At 44.4% G+C, this 19,635-nt stretch carries 15 protein-coding genes; 9 read left to right on the top strand and 6 right to left on the bottom strand.

The window, feature by feature from the left end:
• Positions 1-413 precede the first annotated feature (413 nt).
• Positions 414-821 (top strand): helix-turn-helix domain-containing protein, encoded by a 408-nt coding sequence (locus CH376_RS20530; protein ID WP_100784460.1) that lies wholly within the window; start codon positions 414-416, stop codon positions 819-821.
• Positions 822-885: 64 nt separating this feature from the next.
• Here CH376_RS20530 and CH376_RS20525 read toward each other — a convergent pair whose 3' ends face one another.
• Together CH376_RS20525 and CH376_RS20520 are read right to left on the bottom strand one after the other, a co-directional pair.
• Complete coding sequence (locus tag CH376_RS20525) at positions 886-1,371, bottom strand: Lcl C-terminal domain-containing protein (RefSeq protein WP_100784459.1); 486 nt, start codon at positions 1,369-1,371, stop codon at positions 886-888.
• 16 nt (positions 1,372-1,387) lie between these two features.
• Complete coding sequence (locus tag CH376_RS20520; protein ID WP_100784458.1) at positions 1,388-3,481, bottom strand: Lcl domain-containing protein; 2,094 nt, start codon at positions 3,479-3,481, stop codon at positions 1,388-1,390.
• A 685-nt stretch (positions 3,482-4,166) separates the two neighbouring features.
• On the opposite strand from CH376_RS20520, the gene CH376_RS20510 reads away from it, so the two are divergent.
• A complete protein-coding gene (locus CH376_RS20510) occupies positions 4,167-5,228 on the top strand; it encodes a helix-turn-helix domain-containing protein (RefSeq protein WP_165781691.1) in 1,062 nt (353 codons plus the stop codon).
• 15 nt (positions 5,229-5,243) lie between these two features.
• Here the strand turns inward: CH376_RS20510 and clpB are convergent, their stop codons facing one another.
• Positions 5,244-7,820 (bottom strand): ATP-dependent chaperone ClpB, encoded by a 2,577-nt coding sequence (gene clpB / locus CH376_RS20505; RefSeq protein WP_100784456.1) that lies wholly within the window; start codon positions 7,818-7,820, stop codon positions 5,244-5,246.
• A 482-nt stretch (positions 7,821-8,302) separates the two neighbouring features.
• Between clpB and CH376_RS20490 the strand changes: the two genes are divergently transcribed.
• Genes CH376_RS20490 through CH376_RS20480 form a run of 4 tightly spaced genes read left to right on the top strand, consistent with a single transcriptional unit; the run spans position 8,303 to position 12,892 of the window.
• Positions 8,303-9,895, top strand: a complete 1,593-nt coding sequence (locus CH376_RS20490; protein WP_100784453.1) for a sodium:neurotransmitter symporter family protein — start codon at positions 8,303-8,305, stop codon at positions 9,893-9,895.
• Positions 9,892-10,020: a hypothetical protein gene (locus tag CH376_RS24755; RefSeq protein WP_276328256.1), complete on the top strand. Its 129-nt coding sequence runs from the start codon at positions 9,892-9,894 to the stop codon at positions 10,018-10,020. The genes CH376_RS20490 and CH376_RS24755 overlap by 4 nt, the downstream gene beginning before the upstream one ends.
• Entirely contained in the window at positions 10,017-11,993 is a 1,977-nt protein-coding gene (locus tag CH376_RS20485; protein WP_100784452.1) for an ATP-dependent DNA helicase, read from the top strand. The genes CH376_RS24755 and CH376_RS20485 overlap by 4 nt, the downstream gene beginning before the upstream one ends.
• Positions 11,994-12,028: 35 nt before the next feature.
• On the top strand, positions 12,029-12,892 hold the full coding sequence (locus CH376_RS20480; protein WP_100784451.1) for a hypothetical protein: 864 nt from the start codon (positions 12,029-12,031) through the stop codon (positions 12,890-12,892).
• 464 nt (positions 12,893-13,356) lie between these two features.
• Here CH376_RS20480 and CH376_RS20470 read toward each other — a convergent pair whose 3' ends face one another.
• From CH376_RS20470 to asnS, 3 genes are all read right to left on the bottom strand, one after another.
• Entirely contained in the window at positions 13,357-14,136 is a 780-nt protein-coding gene (locus CH376_RS20470) for a DUF1176 domain-containing protein (RefSeq protein WP_165781690.1), read from the bottom strand.
• A 22-nt stretch (positions 14,137-14,158) separates the two neighbouring features.
• Complete coding sequence (locus tag CH376_RS20465; RefSeq protein WP_100784448.1) at positions 14,159-14,950, bottom strand: tetratricopeptide repeat protein; 792 nt, start codon at positions 14,948-14,950, stop codon at positions 14,159-14,161.
• Between the two features lie 197 nt (positions 14,951-15,147).
• A complete protein-coding gene (asnS, locus tag CH376_RS20460) occupies positions 15,148-16,455 on the bottom strand; it encodes an asparagine--tRNA ligase (protein ID WP_100784447.1) in 1,308 nt (435 codons plus the stop codon).
• Positions 16,456-16,537: 82 nt separating this feature from the next.
• Between asnS and folD the strand changes: the two genes are divergently transcribed.
• The 3 genes from folD to cysS all read left to right on the top strand — a co-directional run.
• On the top strand, positions 16,538-17,392 hold the full coding sequence (gene folD / locus CH376_RS20455; protein ID WP_100784511.1) for a bifunctional methylenetetrahydrofolate dehydrogenase/methenyltetrahydrofolate cyclohydrolase FolD: 855 nt from the start codon (positions 16,538-16,540) through the stop codon (positions 17,390-17,392).
• 15 nt (positions 17,393-17,407) lie between these two features.
• Positions 17,408-18,373, top strand: a complete 966-nt coding sequence (locus CH376_RS20450; RefSeq protein WP_100784446.1) for an acetylxylan esterase — start codon at positions 17,408-17,410, stop codon at positions 18,371-18,373.
• The coding region (gene cysS, locus CH376_RS20445) for a cysteine--tRNA ligase (RefSeq protein ID WP_100788337.1) at positions 18,370-19,635 on the top strand (1,266 nt) is incomplete at its 3' end. The genes CH376_RS20450 and cysS, both read left to right, overlap by 4 nt.

Below are 19,635 nucleotides of genomic sequence, written 5' to 3'. Positions count from 1 at the left end.
AATTTAGGACAAGAAAAATGATCCGCCTCACAGGATTGGAAATAAATTCTTTCCTGAATTCGGTTTTGAGAAAGCTAAATCTATAATTCCGAAATTATGATTTAGGAATTACTGTTAGAATGAAGGCGGGTTTTTGAGTGGTAGCAAAAGGGGATCTTTAAAATGCGGGAAAAATCCCGGTGAAAAATTTCGCTTTCTCAAAACCGAATTCAGGAAAGAATTTATTTCCAATCCTGTGAGGCGGATCATTTTTCTTGTCCTAAATTATAGTTAGTTACAGTAATCCTTTTGGCTTATTTAACACATATAGAGAAAACCTGTGGCAAGAGTGTTGGAAATTTTTTCTTGAATTTTTGTCTTATAAAATTAGGTTGGTACTTTGAGAGGGGAATTGAATGAAAAACCACATCTACATGCTCCGAAAAAAAAGGGGTATAAAACAATACGATATGGCAAGAGCGCTTGGAGTATCTCCTAGCTACCTTTCTAAAATCGAAACAGGAAGCCAGGATCCTACTGAAAAGTTCAAAATCTCCTGTGCAAAATATTTGAAAACCACTCTTGATAGATTGTTTAACGAGCAAGTAGTTGAGGATGTTTATCCTGAATTTACGGAAGGGCTCACCAATCGACTCTGGGCAAAACGCAGAGAATTGGGAATCAAACAATACGATATGGCAAAAAAATTAAAGGTATCCACTCCGTTTCTTTCCAAAGTGGAACTCGGACTTTTGGAACCGCCTGAAGATTTTAAAAACCTCGCTTCCAAAGCCCTAAAAATGAAAAAAGAAGAACTCTTCCTTCAAAAAGTTGAATATTAAAAAAGGGTTAAATTCCTAAAGAGAAAGGGAAGCAATCGCTTCCCTTTTTTGCGTACAAATCGTTTTATCTTACGCAACGAACCCGAACGGCGGAAGTCGCTTTATCGAATGTATCATAAGTTCCGCTCGTAAAAATTACTTGGTAAGCCTGAAATTTATAACTCCCGGAAGGATGCGTCGTAGAAGTCCAATAACTATCGGCGGCATTCGGAAAAAAAGTCTGATTTATAAATGGGGAAGCCGTCTTCGAGTAATCCACCAAGGAAACGAGTTCTTTCACGGAAGGCAGTCTCCAACCGCCTCCTCCCAAATTCAAAGAATTACAGTAAGCGAGCGCGGCTGTCCAGGCGACCGCATTAGCGGCGCCCACACTACAATCGGTATAAGAATCGCCCGCGCTTCCTTGACCGGAAGCGCATCTCTGCCAAACCAAACCACTCTTCTGATCCAAAACGGTCCCGTCTCCTATGTTCGTAAAAGGTCCCGTATATGCGTTCACCGATAGAACTCCCAAAAAAAACCAGGGTAAAAAAACTCGTCCCCATTTCATTTGAATTTGCCTCCACTCATGGATTTCCGTTTACGCAGAACGCGTAGTAAGAATAACCGTCGTTCGAATTATTCTTATTATATGTAAAAACTCTCGCACCAAAGTTACGAAGTACGAACGCATACAAGGTATTGGATCGATTGGTCGTCGAACTCCAAAATCTTTGATTGGAAGCGTTGCTCGGAAAATTTGGAAAACTCGCCGGGGCGACAAAAGTATAACCGGAGGTTCCGGATGGAAAAGTAATCAAAGAATGAAAGTCGTCCATCGTCGCGAGCCTCCAGCCCTTCAAACCCGCATAACCTTGTTTTGTGTTTCTTTCGTTTAAGGAACTGCAACTGGATAAAGCGTTCGGCCAATTTACCTCGGTCGGAGTCCCGGCACAGGTCGTCCCGTTCCATTCCATTCCTTGCACACAGGTTCTCCAAGTCAGCCCGCTAGTAGAATCAACGCTGATCGGATCGTTCGTAAATCCTCCTAAAAAATTAGGAGTAGAAATGGACTGAAGAGAAGGAGTAGCGGAGAATGCGCCGTCTTGACCGGTTCCTCCGCAGGCGATGCCGCTTCCTGCAGTATCAAAACATCCCGGCTGATTGGAATCGATGATGTTCCTCAGAGCGACCATTCCTCCCGTAGTATAGGAAAAATAAAAATATCCGGTTCCATCGCCGATCAGCGGATTTCCCGCGACGTCCTTAAAACTAGCAGCAAGAATTTTTACTTTGATCAAACTGAATTCGGGAAGAATCGAATCCAAATCTATCTTAACAACCGTTCCCGAAATCCATTGAACCCCTACGCTGCTCGGAAGAGTAAGCTCTACGGTCGTCAAACCGCCGCCGCTTCCAAAGGTGACTAACGCGTGTATTTCGATCGTATTCCCAGGTTGCATCGATTCGTTAAAAGTAAGAATCAAATCCCGATTAAAAACGTCGGTGTCCACCGCACCGTTTGACGGAGACGTGGAAGCAAGAGTCGGTGCGGACGTATCCAGAGTAATATTGAAGTTAAAACTTCCTACTTGATTGGAAGCGTCCAAGAGACACAATTTGAAGGAATTATTTCCCTCAGAAAAAGCTCCGGTAGGAACTGTCGTATCCTGTGTATCCGGAGCGACGAGAGTTCCCGACGCAATCGTCACTCCGGGCGTAATACTCAAACAATCCGTAGAAGTCGGGACAATAAAATAATCTCCAGCGGAATCAGAGGTCCAATTGACCGAAGTAGCGCTGCTTCCGTTTGTTGTTCCATTCTGAATCGAATTGAGAGTCAACGTTGGAGCCGGAGTCAGAGGCAAATTGACCGTGTAGGTAGCAGATACGGGTCCTACTAAATTACCTGCTCTGTCGGAAGCAAGAATCTTAATCGTAATGGTTCCGCTTCCAATTCCGAAAGAACTCGGAAAAACGGAGCCGAACACAATTTGCAACGGATCAAAATCCTGAAGAAGAGAAAGGGAAGGATCCGTTCCATCGGTGGTATAAATTAAATCCTTACAACCTGAGATCGAATCTGTGCAGGTAACGCTCAAACTCTGAGTTGAAGTATAAGTTCCACCCAAAACAGAAAGGCTCAAGCTGGGGGCCGAATTATCGTAGATCATAGAAACTGATTTTTGATTTATAATTTGGGAATCCTTTACCAGAGAGACGTTCAACGAATTTCCCCCTACGTTGACTGGATAGGTTCCTGGAATGGAAAGATTCAAATCTAAATTCGCAGTGCTTGCGGCCAAGACCGTACTGTGGAGCAGACTTCCAGTTCCGCAACCAGGATTGTTCAAACAGACTCGAAGCTCCGTTCCATCGACAACGTTTGCAAAGGTGAGATTTAGGTTCAACCCTGTTCGGCCAGAAGTCATAGCAGAAGCGTAATAGATTCCACCATAGAGGCTTTTACCGCCGGAAATGGAAAAATTGGCTGAATTTCCTACGTTCCCGTTGGAGCCAAACGGACTTGCTATATTGGAAAGGGACGTCGGTAAATAGAAAAATTTAAAACTACTCTCATTCACGTCTTTCAAACAGGAAAAAAGAAAAAAACAGAGAAGCAAAGCCAGTGATTGCGTCTTAAGCTGATTGAATATAGAATTTCCCATATCCTGCTTCATAGTTTGGCCTCCAAAAGAATTAAATCATATAGCAAAAAGCGGACTGATTCTTCTTGGATTATAAAAAGGAAAATTTTTTGAAGCAAAAACTCGCAAATGCCTTGTTACACGGAGTTTGCGAGTTCTCAGGCTTCGCAATACAGAGATTCCAATTTCAAATCACCAAAAGGGATGATCGAATTCCATGTTTGAAATTTTTTATTTCCTTTTTTGAAGACATGGATATGTCAAAAACATTCTAATGCGGGCTACTTAGTTCTGAAGCAAAACTTTTAATTCGACAAAAATTTTACAAGTAAGCAAATTTACTGATTTATAATTGTAATCAAAGCAAAAGCTAAGTTATAGAATAGTGCTTCTAGTTTATAGCAAGTTAATTGCAAATTTAGATTCCCTCCAGAGTAGTTGTTCTCAGTAAAAAAGATGAATTCAGACTCCCTGCGGTTGCGCCGTGAATTTGAATCTCTTTTTATAAAAACAAAATCAGCAAGGGATCATTTGGATAGAGTCACATGCAATTTGGAAATTTGAAAACAAAATGGAATGAGCGCAATCTGGAAGATAGCTTTTACGGAGAATTATGATTTTTGATTTTGATAAAATAATCAATCACCTTCATTTGATTGGGATTTACCTCGGTTTTTCGATCGGCCTCTTGAGGTTATATCGTTTCAAAAAAAATCGAATGAATGTACTCTATGGAATTACTTTCATCTGTATCAGTCTATTTCTCTACATAGGCGGCGACAGTGACTTTTATCTATTGCAGTCTCAAAGCGGAAGTCATTACGATTTGTCCCTCCTGTTCTTCGGATTGATCATCTATTCCTGTTTGATGTGTAGATCCCTTATGAGGAAATCGATCGGATTGGAAATTCGAAACAACGACGCGGGGATCAATCTTCTCTTTACGTTCGCGATCGATTTTATTCTTTCGTTTATTTTTCGGGATGAAATCACGTTCAACGTCGCCGGAAATCTTACTAGCATTGCGATCACTTCCTATACTTTTGTGGAAATTACAACTTCCATCTATATGAGGAAGCTGCCTAAGATATACTATCACCTAACAGTGATGGCTTTTTTTATGACCTTCGCGTTGATCTTAGATATGATTGCAATCTTCAAAAACGATCTTCGATATCATCTGATATCCAACGTGATACCGGGGCTTTTGCTGGTTTACTTCCATTTGCTTGAAATCTACGCGCCAGTCATAACGGATAAAAAGTCGATGAATTCCCTTTCGATCGAACAAAGATTGAATAGAAGAAAAGAAAGCGTGGCTTTGATTCAGGAAAAGACAAATCGGAGGAAGGCGGATTCTCCCGAAAACAAGGGTTTGCTAAAGGAGAACGATCTCGCTCGTATCGAAGATAGACTGAAATCTTTCTTGGAGGAAAAACGTTTCTTGGACGAAGAGCTCCGTCTTCCGGATCTTTCCGCCTATTTGGGAATTTCGGTCCACCAGGCTTCTTTGTATTTGAACCAATATCGGAACACAAGTTTTACGGATTTTATCAATCAGAATCGAATCGAAGAAGCGAAAAGATTGATTTCGGAGGAAACAAATAAAAATCTAATCGATATCGGATTGGAATGCGGATTCAATTCTTATTCTCCGTTTCATAGGGCTTGTATTCGTTTTACCGGATTCTCTCCCAAGGATTTGAGAAATTTGGTTTTGAAAAAAGAAACCCCTAAGCCGACCCTCGTCCCCGAAATTGGAGAAAGAAGGACGACTTAAGGAAAGATTGATACTTTAGATTACGGTGATTTTCGAGTTTCTGTAATCTACGCTAATCTTTTGTCCTTCGGAGAATTTTCCATCCAGTATATAACGGCTCAGCACGTTACCGACTTCCCTTTGGATGAGTCTCTTGAGCGGTCTCGCTCCGTATTCCGGATCAAAACCGGCTTTAGAGACGTAGTCCTTCAAAGCCTTTGTGAATTCCACATCGAGACCGTTTTCCTTTGCCTTTTGTTTGAGAATTTCCAACTGGATATCCGCTATCTTATGGATTACGGAATCCGTGATCGAATGAAACAGAATCACCTCATCGATTCGATTTAAAAATTCAGGTTTGAATTGTTTCTTCAACCTTTGCTCCACGAGCCTTTCTTTTTCTTCCGAAGTGTATTCTGCGGAGCCGAGGATATCGGAACCGATATTGGAGGTCAGAATGATCACCGTATTCTTAAAATCTACGTTACGCCCCTTTCCATCGGTCAATCGCCCCTCGTCCAGAATCTGCAAGAATATGTTGAAAACGTCCGGATTGGCCTTTTCAATCTCGTCAAAAAGAATCAAGGAATAAGGTCTTCTTCGAACGGCCTCGGTGAGTTGACCGCCTTCGTCATAACCCACATAACCCGGCGGGGCTCCGATCAGTCTCGCGACCGAATGCGCTTCCATATATTCGCTCATGTCGATCCGGTGCATTGCGTTCGGATCGTCGAACATGAATTCGGCGAGAGCTTTTGCGGTTTCCGTCTTTCCTACGCCGGTAGGTCCGAGAAACAAAAAAGTTCCGATCGGCCGATTCGGATCCGCGATTCCCGCGCGCGATCTCTGGACCGCTTCGGACACAAGTTTGAGCGCGTGATCTTGACCGATCACCTTGGCTTTGAGCGCGTCTTCCATCAAAAGAAGTTTCGCTTTTTCACCTTGTAACATCTTGGAAACCGGAATTCCGGTCCAACGAGAGACGATGTTCGCGATGTCCTCTTCGGAGACTTCCTCCTTGAGAAGTCTGGAAGTGGCGGATTGTTTTTTCAATTCTTCGTTTGCGGCTTCGAATTCTTTTTGAAGATCGACGAGTTTACCATAACGTATCTCCGCGACACGGTTGATTTCCCCTCTTCTTTCCGCCTCTGCTTCGAGATTTTTGTATTTTTCTATCTCTTCTTTGATCTGTTTCAAGCGGGAGATTTTTGTTTTTTCCAAATCCCATCTCGCTTTTAAGGTCTGAAAGTTCTGTTCTTGATCGGAAAGTTCTTTCTCTAAATTCTTCAGACGATCCTTGGAAGCCGAGTCTTGTTCCTTCTTTAAGGCTTCTCTTTCGATCTTGAGAGATTGGATCCGTTTGCTCGCGCGATCCAATTCTTCCGGCATGGAATCGATCTCTATTCTCATTTTAGAAGACGCTTCGTCGATAAGATCCACCGCCTTATCCGGAAGAAAACGATCCGTGATATAACGGTTGGAAAGCGTCGCGGCCGCGATCAGCGCCGAATCCGTGATACGGATTCCGTGATGCAGCTCGTAACGGCCTTTGAGCCCGCGAAGAATCGTCACGGTTTCTTCCACGGACGGTTCTTTTACCATGACCGGTTGAAATCTTCTTTCTAAGGCCGCGTCCTTTTCGATGTATTTCTGATATTCTTTGAGAGTGGTCGCACCGATACAACGGAGCTCTCCGCGTGCAAGCATCGGCTTGAGCATATTAGAAGCGTCTAATGCTCCTTCCGTCGCTCCCGCACCCACAAGAGTATGAATCTCGTCGATGAAAAGGATGACTTCTCCGTCGCTCGCCTTGACTTCGTCGAGGAGGGCTTTCAGACGATCCTCGAATTCTCCGCGATACTTCGCACCGGCGATCATTGAACCCAGATCGAGAGTATAGATGATTTTATTCTGGATTCCTTCTGGAACTTCTCCTTGAACGATCTTGTTTGCAAGACCTTCCACGATTGCGGTTTTACCCACGCCGGGTTCTCCGATGAGAACCGGATTATTTTTTGTCCTTCTGGAAAGAACCTGAATGGTTCTTCTGATTTCTTCGTCCCTTCCGATGACTGGATCGAGTTTTCCCTGTTTGGATAACTCGTTTAGATTTTTTGCATATTTCGCAAGAGCGTCCGTTTTACTTTCCGGTGAATCGTCCATGATCGTTTTTCCTTTTCGATTTTCCAAAGTGATTTTTAGTAATTTAGAATATTCTAATCCAAGGCGGAGAAATTCCTCTTTGAGAGGTCCAGTCCCATTCTTCATGAGTCCGAGAAGAATATGATCCGTGGATAAATATTCGTCTTTGAGTTCTTTTCTTAAGTCGTCCGCCGCTTTTAGAAGCGCGACGGCCGATCTTGAAAATCCTACGTCCGCGCTCGCACCTCCCACTTTCGGAAGTTTTTGTAGGAACTCCTCCGTCTTTTTTAAGAAAGACGCTGGAGGAAATCCCAATTTAGAAATCAAAAGCGGGGCCAGACCATCGGATTGTGCGATCACTTCTCGAATGATATGTTCTTCGCTGATTTCAGGATTTCCCGAATTCTCCGCCAGAGACTGAGCGTCTCTCAAGGCTTCGTTCAGTTTTGTAGTCAGTTTATCTAATTTCATCGAATGCTATTCTCCCTTTTGGCTTATTCCGTATCTTCGGGTAAGAAGTGAACCGCGTGAGGATCTCCCTTTTAGGATTTGTCGGAACTCCGACAAAAAACTTTGCACTTGCAAAACGTAGAAGTTTCTGATATGGGAAAATTTCCGAAGTTCTCCCGCCACCACTCCCCTCCACCCAAGATCAGGGTGGGGCGCGCGCGTTTTCACAGAAGATCGTCGGATCTCCAACGGATCGCTCCGGAAGTTTAGGCTCTTTTCGGTTTCGTTTAGGATCCGCACAAGTCTTCCCTCACTGGTTTAGAATTTAGACTGAATTCTTTGCAAGAATTCTATTTTTTTCTGCCATATTGACATTTATCAATTTTTGCGATTGGGCTTCCAGGAACACCGTTCTTATCATTCTTATGTCTCCTTTTTTACAGGAATCTCCGCTTTTCTTTTGACAGTCTGGGGTTTGGCGTACGTTTTGCAAGAACCAGAGCATGAGTAAGGAACCCCCAAAAGAAAGCTGGAAATCCAGAACCGGACTGATTCTCACCGTTGCAAGCGGAGCGATCGGTCTCGGAAACTTCATTCGTTTTCCGGGACAAGCGGTCGCCAACGGCGGAGGAGCCTTTATGGTCCCCTATATCATCAGCTTCGTTCTGGTCGGAATCCCGGTCTGTATTACCGAATGGATCATGGGAAGAATGGGAGGCCGTACCGGTCACAGCGCCCCTTTCCTCTTCAAAAGTTTTCTCTCCGGTTTTCCCCTCAGAATCGTCGGCGCGATCGGAGTTACGGTTCCCATTCTCATTTACGTATATTACGTTTTTATTGAGGCTTGGTGCCTCGCCTATTCCTTTGAATTTTTAACCGGTCAGATTCGATTCAACACGGACGGACAAACCCCTCAACCCGAAATCATCAAGGCCGCCGGAAGTTACTTTCTAAATTTGACGGGAGCGAAAGAAAACGGGGACGCGATTTCCGGTAAAATTTTTTACGCGACCCTTGCCTGTTTTGCCTTAAACTTCGCTCTCGTCTACCGCGGAATTTCGAAGGGAATCGAATCCTTTGCGAAAATCGCGGTTCCTCTGATGCTCATATCCTCCGCGGTCATCTTAGTCCGAGTTCTTACGTTAGACGATATAGATATAGGACTTGGTAGAATGTGGAACCCGGATTGGTCCGCTCTCTTAAAATCCGAGGTCTGGATCGCCGCTGCGGGCCAGATCTTTTTCACGCTCTCCGCAGGTTTCGGAATCGCCCTCGTTTTTTCGAGTTATCTCAAGAGAGACAACGACGTCGTACTCTCTTCTCTCTCTGCGGCTTCTCTGAATGAATTTGTGGAAGTCGCGATCGGAGGTATGATCACGATCCCGGTCGCCTATCTCTTCTTAGGCGGTTCGATCAGCGAGTTCGGAACCTTCGGAATGGGTTTTATCGCGCTTCCCTCCGTTTTTTCGATGATGCCGGGAGGTCAATTTTTCGGCGCGATCTGGTTCTTTGTATTATTTCTCGCGGCGATCACTTCCTCGGTTACGATGCTCCAGCCCGGAATCATTTTTTTGGAAGAATCCTTCGGCCTGAGAAGACAGGTTTCGAGTATCATCCTCTTTATTTTCACCGGAAGTCTATGTTTTCCGATTCTTTACTTCAATCAGAATTTTCAGGCGCTGGAACTCGCCGACTTTTGGATCGGAACGGTTTTGATCTTTATTCTTGCGAGTATTCAGATTTTCTTATTCGGTTGGAAGGTCGGCGCCAAGAAAGGCCTCGAGGACGGGAACGAAGGTTCTCATCTGGAACTTCCGAAATTCTTCTGGTTCGTAATCCAATACATCACTCCCGCGTTTTTGCTCGTTGTTTTTGTCGCGTTTTTGTTTCAGAATCTTCCGAGCTACTTTGAAAGAATGAGCGTGGACGCGATGGTTACACAGGCGATCTCCAAAGGAACCTCTCCCGAAATCGCGAGAATGGGAGCTCTCATTTCGAGGTCCGTATTTTTCGGAATCCTGATCGTATTCAGTTTGATCGTTCTTCTCGTCCACTACGCCTTGGTTTATAAGGAAAGGAGATTGAAAGCGGAATGATATTTTTTGCGCAGATGACCGGTCTAAACTTTCAGGGAACCCTGATCATGTCCCTTTCCTTACTTTTGGTTACGGGGCTTTCCTTATTTTGCATTTATAAACTTTTTAAAACCAGAAACCATTGAACCGAACATCCGAGTATTTTGATAAACTTTCCGCGATCTGGGACGATTTCGAACCCCGATCCGGCCAGATACAACTTTCTCAAAGAATCGAAGAAGCCCTTTCCTCCGGAAAACATCTCATCGCGGAAGCCGGAACGGGAGTCGGAAAGTCTCTCGCTTATTTGATCCCCGCGGCTCTGAGTTCCATGGAAAGAGAGGAACCGGTAGTAATTTCAACCGAGACAAAGTCGCTTCAGCAACAACTTTTGTTAAAGGACATTCCGATGGTTTCGAGAATTCTCGGAGTCGATCTGAGAGCGGAAGTGGCGATGGGGGCTTCCAATTACGTCTGTAAAAGAAAGATGAATCACGTTATGCGCGATGGAACCTTCGGTCCCGAGATGATTCCTCATCTGGATTCCTTCAATCAATGGATCCGAAATACGGAGTCGGGAAGAAAGCAGGAATTTCCGGGAACCGCTTCCTATGATTTTTGGAACAAGGTGACAAGAGAAGCGGACAACTGTTTGGGAAGGAATTGTCCCAACTTCTCCCATTCTTATTATTTTTTGGAAAGGGAAAAGTGGAAACGTTGTAATATTCTTATCGTCAATCATCATCTTCTCGCGGCGCATATCGCAAGCGACTTCAACATTCTTCCAGAGTTCAGTAGAGTCGTCTTAGACGAGGCGCATAACTTTCCGGATATAATCGGTTCTTCGTTTCGTCAGGAAATCCGCTCCCAGGAAATTCAGAAACTTCTGCAACAGATTTGGCTTCCTTCCAAAAATACCGGAATCGCGGGTGAAATCGGTTCGAATCAACTCAAAGATCTGGTTTCCAAAGCGGGAGACGCGCTCACCGTTTTTTTCAACGCCCTTTCCGGAGAAGTTCCTTTGAACTTCTACACTCCGCAGAGAATCAAAAAGCCGCTCCGACTCGATCGGGGCGCGTTCGCGAGCGTGCTTTCTGAGATCACCGAAATTCTTCAGAAACATCTTTCCAAATTATCCAAGGAAAGCGAAGACATTACAGAAAAGGAAAGTTCTCTCGTCCTGGAAATGTTGTCCGGAAGAATGGAACAGATCGCGGTCGGTCTTGAATCCTTTCGTCTTACGGAAGATCCGGGGCTCGTCTATTGGATTGAACCTCCGGACCAGAATTCGAAAGAGATCTATTACAAAATTTGCATGGAGCCGATGAGTCCGGATAAGATCATCAAGGACTTGTTCGCGCCCAAGATGCAATCCATCGTATTCACTTCGGCGACTCTTTCCATCGCCGGAAACGATTTCAAATATTTTAAAAAGAAGATCGGAGATCTTCCCGCCGCAAGTATGGTAGTGGCTTCTCCGTTTCCTTATCAAAAAAACGCGCTCCTTTATGTTCCCAAAGAAATCCGGGATCCGGTAGGAGATCCGGACGGTTACCACGCGGACCTGGCAAAACAGATTCTCTGGCTGATCGAATTGACCCAAGGTAACACGTTTGTTCTTTTTACTTCTTTCAAATCTCTGAAACTGGTTTACGAAACGATTCGTCCTTATACGGATCTTCCGCTTTTTTCACAATCCGATCTGGGACCGGACGGAGCGAAACAGATGTATCTGGAAACGCCTAACAGCGTATTATTCGGAGTCTCCACGTTTTGGCAGGGGATCGATATCAGAGGCGACAAACTCAAATCGGTGATTATCGCCAAACTTCCGTTCCAGGTTCCGAACGATCCGGTGCTCGAAACCAAAAGCGAGAAGTTAAAAGAATCCGGTGGAAATCCCTTTGCGGAATTACAACTTCCTTACGCCTGCACGGTTTTGAAACAGGGATTCGGTCGTCTGATTCGATCGGGAACCGACACCGGAATCGTTACGATTTTGGATCCGAGGGTGTTTACAAAAACCTACGGAAAGGACCTTTTGAAGTCGCTTCCTCCCGCGAAACTCATCCAGAACCGAGAAGATTTAAGAAGAGAATTCGACAATCTGCCGAAGTAAATAGAAGAACATTCTATCGAACCCGGCGCAGAAATATGAATTCTAAAATCAGATTTTTTCTTATCCTTTTCATTCTCCTTCCGACTCATAGGATCTTTTCTTTTGAAACCAGCGATTTTACGGATACGGTCATCAATTGGAAAAAAGGAGAAATTCAGAAAATTCTTAAATTCAAACTTCCTAAATTGACCTACTCGGTCGAAGATCCGGATTTCGGCGCCGAGAATACAGCAAGAAATCTTACGGAAGCCAGAAAGAAAGCGGCGAACGCCGCGGAAGAAGAATTGAAGAAGTATCTTTTTCGAAAGATCGATACTCTGAAACTGGATTCCGAATTTACTCTGAGAGAAAAGATCAAAGAAGATTCTATGTTTCGAGAAATTTTCAACCAGATCTACGAGATAGAACCGATTTTGAATACGGTCAACTTTGTGGAAAATCAGGCGGTCGCAAAAGGAACGATCCTCTTTAAGGGAAAGAGAGGAATTCTGAATCACGTTTTTCTTTCCTATGAAACCGAAACGTTTCCGGAATATCCGGCTCCCACGCTCGCCGCGGAATTTACTTCTCTCATCGTGGATGCGAGACATCTCAAAATGGAAACAGCTCTCTTTCCGGAAATTCTTTCCGAAGAAGGGAACAGCCTTTACTCCCCCTATTTTATTTCCAAAGAGAATGCGGTGAAAAACGGTTACGTGAGTTATATGAAAACTCCGGAAGAAGCGTTTCGTTCTCCGATCGCGGGGATGAAACCTTACTTCGTGACAGCGCTCGGTGTCACGGGACACTATCCGGTAAACCCCGTGATCGCAAGCGAGGATGCGAGAAAATTGTTGGCTTCTCCGAAAACAAAGAACGCTCTCAAAAATTGCAGGGTGATCATCTTGAAAGATAAGTGACGAGGTTCGCTATAAACTTGTTCGCAAAATTTAATCCCAGAATTCAATAGGATTTCGCTGTAAAGGTCTAAAATTCGGATTTGTCGGAGTTACGACAAAATTTTATCGGAAAATTCTCCTTGAGAATATGCAGCTTTTCTGATAGAGAAAAGTCCTCCTTTTTTTTCCCGCGGACGCTCTCCACCCTAAACTCAAGCGCGGCGCTTTCTACGGATCGCGCCGCAGGGTGAGGCCCGCAAAAATTATAGAGTGAGATTTGTAGGAGCTGCCACGACTTCTCCCTGAAAGTCGAACGATCCGATAGGAAGTATTGCATTGATTTTCTTGGCGGACGTCGGCAAAAATCGTAAGGCTTTCCGATATCATAGATATTGCCTACTTTCAAGTTGGGCTTTTTCCTCTTTTGTAGGAGCTCAAACAAGAGAGGATCTCGATTTCGTCTTACTTCAAACTCGAACTCTATTTCAGAAGTTATCGATCCAAGAAACGATTTCTTCTCGAATCCGTTCCAATCTTGATTTTGGAATCGGGCCGTAAAGAGTCCATAAGCGCGGAATCTCTTCAGCGGAGTAAGCGAGTTTTCCGTCGCATTCCAACTTGGCTCGAAACTCTATAAGTTGTGTCTCATTTCTTTCGGAAAGTTTGTATCGGAAGAATCTTCCACAATCCCCCATTCCTCGGTGCTTCCAGAATGCGATCAATTCGCCGCTTTCTTTTTTATAAAATCGAATCAGGCTTTGACTTTCGATTCTTTTGAAACGGGTTTCTTCTGCGGATGTATCCACATCGTAACTTTCGAAACTCAGGATTTTCGTTTTTACCGGAAGACTTCTCTCATCGTAGATAAAATAAACAAAACTTTGATTGTAAGCCCCGGTTTTGCAAAGGAGTTCACCCAGGAAGGTTCCGTTGGAAAGAAGATAAAATCGGATCGGAATTTGATGGAATTGGAAGTATTTATAAAAATCGACGCGACCGCTTTCGCCTAACGTAAAATTGTCGTATTCGCAATCTTTAGGCAGTTTTTCCGAAAGAGACTCCAGGGCGATCGCACAGGCGCCTTCCAAAAATTTCTCGTTGGGAGCGGAATTTTCAGCGAATCCGCAGTCTTCCGGCCAAGAAATCCTGACTCGCTTTTCATGGATAGGAATGCCCTCTTCCTTTTCCGCAAAGCCACGGTTCTTAAAAAACCAGATTGCGCAAACAACGAAGAACAGTAGAAAGAGGAATCTTTTATACTTCAAAAAAGATTCCTCTTTAGATCCCTTATCCTTGAGCGGCGACCAGCTCGCTAAAAATTTCTTCCGCCTTTTTGAAATTCTCGGAGAAAAGATAAGCAAAACCTAAATCGATCAGTTCCGAGGAGGAAAGAGACTTTCTCTTCGCTTCCATTTTCGGAATGCTCGCGATCTTTTCGGAAAATTCTTTTTTCTTTTCTTCGAAAGTAGGAAGTTCTTCATATCCTGGAATTCTCTGAAGAACCGTCTTGGCTTCCTCGAAGTTTCCTAGATGAACCAGCGCTAATCCGAGCGCTCCGAGAACGTCCCGTTCTCCGGTAAGTCGTTTTGCATTCTCCGCAAATACTTGTACGGCTTCTTTATATTTTCTTGTGTGATAATTTGCAAAGAATTCCGTTTTACAAAAATAATCGTTAGCAAATCTTCCTTTGTAGATCGCGAGTAAATCTAAAACCGTCTTAAAATCGACGGCGTCCTCGCTTACAAGAATTCCGGTTCTTAGAATGGAATACGCTACGGGAACGGAGGAGGAACGGAAGTATTCGTAAAACTTCTTCGCGGCTTCTCTGAGTTTCCCGCCTTCTTTTAAAAGATAAGCGTCTACGAGCGGACTTAAGACGGAAGATCCTTTTAAGAAATAATTGATCCCGGTTTCCGCGCCGGATTCAAACTCAGCAATTCCACTCAGATGATTTAAAAATATATGATTCGGATTTTTCTTCGCAATCGAGATCACTTCTTCATAGGAACCCGTTTCGAATAGTTCCCAAGCCGATTCTTCAATGGAAGTGAAATTGGATACTGCTAAATTCTGACCCATAGGATACCTCTATTTTTCTTATCGGCCAGGCGAGGGAAATTCAGCTTAAAAAAAATCGATCGCGTTAACTCAGTGAAACGCTCTCTGAACTCAGCATCTCGGCTCCCTATGGGTCGCTCGATCGATCGCGTTAACTCAGCGAAGCGCTCCCTGAACTCAGCATCTCGGCTCCCTATGGGCGCTCGATCGATCGCGTTTCATGGATAAAGTCGTTCCATCATCCTCGGAAAAGGAATACATTCCCGCACGTGCTGGAGTCCGCAGATCCAAGCGATCATTCTTTCGGATCCCAGACCGAAACCGGAATGAGGAACCGAACCGTATTTTCTCAGATCCAAATACCAATCATAGGATTCCACGGGGAGGTTTTCTTCCTTGAGACGATGGACGATATTCTCGTAATTCTCCTCTCTTTCCGAACCTCCGATAATTTCCCCCACTCCGTCCGGAGCGATCAGGTCCGCATTGAGAACCGTCTTCGGATCTTCCGGATTCACCTTCATATAAAACGCTTTGGCTTCTCTCGGATATTTCTGGATAAAAACGGGACCGCCGTATTCTGTCGTCAGCATCTGTTCCCTTTCGGAATTGATATCATCTCCCCAAACGATGTCCTCTCCTTTCGATTGAAGAATTTCGAGAGCCTTCGTATAATCGATGACAGGAAATTCTCTTTCCAAATACGCGAGCAACGGTGCCGGATCTCGCTCCAATACTTTCAAATCTTCTAATGAATTCTGAACCGTTTCCCGGATGATCGTCTTTACGAAATCTTCTTGGAGTTTGAGATTCTCCTTGTGACCCGCAAACGCGACTTCGGCCTCGACCATCCAAAACTCGGTGAGATGTCTTCTTGTCTTACTCTTCTCCGCGCGAAAGGTCGGACCAAAACAAAACACCTTGTTGTGCGCAAAGATCGCGGTCTCCAGATAGAGTTGTCCGGTTTGTGCGAGATATGCGTTTCCTAAATCGAAATATTCGGTCGAAAAAAGAGTTCCCGCGCTTTCTCCCACGGATCCGGTAAGAATCGGCGTATCGATCAGTAAAAAATTTCTTTCGTGAAAGTATTTGCGGATCGCAAAGGAAAGATTGTCCCTCACCCGAAGGATCGCGAGTTGTTTGGAAGAACGCAACCAGAGATGTCTCTGAGAAATCAAAAAATCGATCCCGTGTTCCTTGGGTGTAATCGGATAATTTTCGGATTCTCCCACGACTTGCAGGGATTCTAATACGAGCTCGAATCCGATCGGAGATTTTTCGTTTCGAACCAATTTTCCTATGGCGGAAACCGATGTTTCTTGTTTGAGGTGTTTTACGGTTTGAAATAATTCTTCTCCGAGGATTTCTTTTTCTGCGAGGACCTGGATGATCTTTCCGCTGTTTCTCAAAGAGATAAATTGTCTTGCGTTGCTTCCTCGGATTCCGTGAACCCAACCTTGGATGGTTACTTTCTGATCTACGTGTTTTTCTAAACTATGATTGCTGACGACTTGTGTTTCGGACATGGACCCATTTTACGCTTTCGGTTTCACCGGAAAGGATATTTTTTTACCTGACAGACAAGCCCGCCCGGAAATCCTGAGAAGTATGAATCCGGTTTTGTTAGATGGAAAAAAACTTTCCGAAAAGATCAGAGATGGAATTCGCTCGGAAATCGAAGAGCGGAAAGCTAAGAATTTAAGAATTCCCAAACTCGCGACGATCCTCGTCGGAAACAACCCCGCTTCCGAAACCTACGTTTCCATGAAAGTCAAGGCCTGTCATTCCGTGGGAATGGGTTCCGAAATGATTCGTCTCGGAGAAAATACAAGCACGGAAGAATTGTTAGCCGTCATCGACAAACTAAACGCAGATCCGAACACGGATGGAATTCTTCTCCAACACCCTTCTCCTCCCCAGATCGACGAAAGAGCCGCCTTTGATCGGATCGCACTTCAGAAAGACGTCGACGGAGTGACCACTCTTTCTTTCGGAAAACTTTCCATGGGTGTCGAAACCTATCTTCCTTGTACTCCGTACGGAATGGTCCTTTTACTCCAAGAATACGGAATCAATCCTTCCGGAAAAAACGCGGTCGTTGTCGGCCGTTCTCCAATTCTTGGAAAACCGATGGCGATGCTTCTGACGGAAATGAACGCGACCGTCACTCTTTGCCATTCTAAAACGCAGAATCTTCCCGAGATCGTAAAACAAGCGGACATCGTTGTGGGCGCGGTTGGAAAGCCAGAATTCATCAAGGCGGATTGGATCAAAAAGGGTGCGGTTCTTTTGGACGCGGGTTACAATCCCGGAAACGTGGGCGATATCGAAATCTCCAAGGCAAAAGACCATTCTTCTTATTATACTCCGGTTCCGGGCGGGGTCGGTCCGATGACGATCGCGGTATTGCTCTTACAGACTCTTTATTCCTCAAAAGAACACTTTACACCACCGGTAAAGTGAAAACGATGTTTCCTGATGGCGATCAGTTTTGACGAATGCTTTCAGACCTATCCGGAGCTTCATAGCCCTGCTGACCTCGACGAATTTTGGTCCGAGGCGATCCGCGATTTAAAGAATTTTCCGATTAAAAAACAATCGAAGGCGCTCCTCAAAGGTTCGATTATCAAGGAAACGATTTACGACATTTCTTTTCAATCCTGGCAGAATGCTACGATTACGGGAACCCTCGTCATCCCGAGAAAAAGAGGAGATCTTCCCGTCGTAATCCACTTTCACGATTACGGTCATGAAAGACCCGCAATCATCAAAGGACTTACCGAAACCGGAGTCGCACAACTCATCATCGATCTCCGAGGTCATGGAGCCCAATTGGTTCGTCCGCAACTGAAAGAAGGAGAGATCGCCGATCCGGATTGGACTCCGGGTTATTTTTCCAAAGGTTTGGACGGAAAGGATTCCTTTTATATGAAAGGTTTGTATCTGGACGTGATCCGCGCGATCGAGTTCCTTAGATTGACGGACGGGATCGACGGTGAAAAGATCATCCTCTCCGGCAAATCTCTAGGCGCTTCCCTCGCCGTGTTCGGCGCGGCTTTTACCAACCGAGTCAAAGGTCTCATCCTGGAAACTCCTAACTTCTGCAATATAGACGATACCCAACTCAAACTCGAAAAAAGCTGGATGAAGGAAATCAACCTTCAACTTGCGAACGCAAAAACAAAAAAGACCGCGATGAAAAAGAGTTTAGCATATTATGATAGTATAAACTTTTCCAAGAAGATCAAAATTCCCACCTTGGTCTCCGTCGGTCTCGACGATAAGATTTCCCATCCGAAATCGATCTTTGCGCTTTTCAATCACATGAATTGCGACAAAAGAATGCAGGTCTATCCTACCGAAGGAAACGAAGCCGGTCAAAAGGGTGACAAACAAAACGGAGCCAACTTAGAATTTGTGAGGGAAATCTTCTTTCCTGAATGATCGAAGTTTATTTTCACAATTCCCTTACGGGCAAAAAAGAAAAATTCTCCCCCGTCGATCCGAACCGCGGCGTAACGGTTTATTCCTGCGGACCGACGGTCTATAACTACGCTCATATCGGAAATCTAAGGGCCTTTCTTTTTGTGGATTTTCTTCGGAGATCCCTGAAGCTCCTCGGTTACAAAGTCAACATGACGATGAACATCACCGACATCGACGATAAAATCATTCGCGATTCCATCGCCTCCAAAAAGAGCATTCAGGAATTTACAAAACCTTGGACGGACGCCTTTTTCGAAGATTTGAAAACGGTTCACGCTGAAATTTTGGAACACTATCCCAAAGCGACGGAATCGATTCCGGAGATGATAGAAATCATCCAAAAGTTGAAAAGCAAAGGTCTCGTCTATGAAAAGGACGAAAGTCTTTACTTTTCGATTCAGAAATTTGAGAACTACGGTAAACTCAGTAAGATCGACACTTCCGGAATGAAAACCGGAACCCGTTACGATACCGATGAATACGAAAAAGAAGACGTGAGAGACTTCGTCCTTTGGAAAAGCCCGAAGGTCGAAGGCGAAGCGTCTTGGAACACAGAGATCGGAACAGGTCGTCCCGGTTGGCATTTGGAATGTTCTGCGATGATTCGAAAAGTATATCACGGCGGGGTCGATATTCACACGGGAGGGGTCGACCTACTCTTCCCTCATCATGAGAATGAGATCGCACAATCCGAAGGCGCCTTTCCGGAAGAAACCTTTGTGGGGACCTGGCTTCATTCCGAACACCTTCTCGTGGACGGGCAAAAGATGTCCAAGAGTAAAGGGAACTTTTATACGTTACGCGATCTTGTCCAAAAGGGAATCGATCCGAAGACGATCCGTTTTCTTTTGATTTCGACTCACTATCGCTCGAAACTGAATTTTTCCACGGATCGTTTGGAAGAATCCGCAAACAGCATCCGGAAGATACAGAATTGTTTAGACCGTCTTCTGGAAACGGAACCGGATTATGAGCGTCAAGGACTTACAAATTTTACACATCCTCAATGTAAAATCTGGAAAGAGAAATTTGAGAACTCTTTATCAGATGATTTGAATGTTTCTAAAACATTGGCTGTTATTTTTGAATCGGTAAGGGAAATCAACCTTATGTTAGATTTTACGAATTTAGTAGAATCACAACACCGAAAGGAATTCATTGAGTTATTTAATTATTACAATCGACTTTTCGACGTTCTCTCGTTCGAATCAAAAAAAGAT

This window comes from Leptospira adleri (genome assembly GCF_002811985.1).
GTDB lineage: Bacteria > Spirochaetota > Leptospiria > Leptospirales > Leptospiraceae > Leptospira > Leptospira adleri.
Note: the sequence above shows the minus strand (reverse complement) of the source record. Positions and strands in the feature narration are given on the sequence as shown.

Bases quoted from the DNA above. Each gene is read 5' to 3' on its own strand.
- folD (WP_100784511.1), top strand. From the start codon at position 16,538: ATGAATCCGGTTTTGTTAGATGGAAAAAAACTTTCCGAAAAGATCAGA.
- CH376_RS20490 (WP_100784453.1), top strand. From the start codon at position 8,303: ATGAGTAAGGAACCCCCAAAAGAAAGCTGGAAATCCAGAACCGGACTG.
- CH376_RS24755 (WP_276328256.1), top strand. From the start codon at position 9,892: ATGATATTTTTTGCGCAGATGACCGGTCTAAACTTTCAGGGAACCCTG.
- CH376_RS20520 (WP_100784458.1), bottom strand. From the start codon at position 3,481: ATGAAGCAGGATATGGGAAATTCTATATTCAATCAGCTTAAGACGCAA.
- CH376_RS20530 (WP_100784460.1), top strand. From the start codon at position 414: ATGCTCCGAAAAAAAAGGGGTATAAAACAATACGATATGGCAAGAGCG.
- CH376_RS20465 (WP_100784448.1), bottom strand. From the start codon at position 14,950: ATGGGTCAGAATTTAGCAGTATCCAATTTCACTTCCATTGAAGAATCG.
- CH376_RS20450 (WP_100784446.1), top strand. From the start codon at position 17,408: ATGGCGATCAGTTTTGACGAATGCTTTCAGACCTATCCGGAGCTTCAT.
- CH376_RS20480 (WP_100784451.1), top strand. From the start codon at position 12,029: ATGAATTCTAAAATCAGATTTTTTCTTATCCTTTTCATTCTCCTTCCG.
- CH376_RS20510 (WP_165781691.1), top strand. From the start codon at position 4,167: ATGAATGTACTCTATGGAATTACTTTCATCTGTATCAGTCTATTTCTC.
- asnS (WP_100784447.1), bottom strand. From the start codon at position 16,455: ATGTCCGAAACACAAGTCGTCAGCAATCATAGTTTAGAAAAACACGTA.
- clpB (WP_100784456.1), bottom strand. From the start codon at position 7,820: ATGAAATTAGATAAACTGACTACAAAACTGAACGAAGCCTTGAGAGAC.
- CH376_RS20525 (WP_100784459.1), bottom strand. From the start codon at position 1,371: ATGAAATGGGGACGAGTTTTTTTACCCTGGTTTTTTTTGGGAGTTCTA.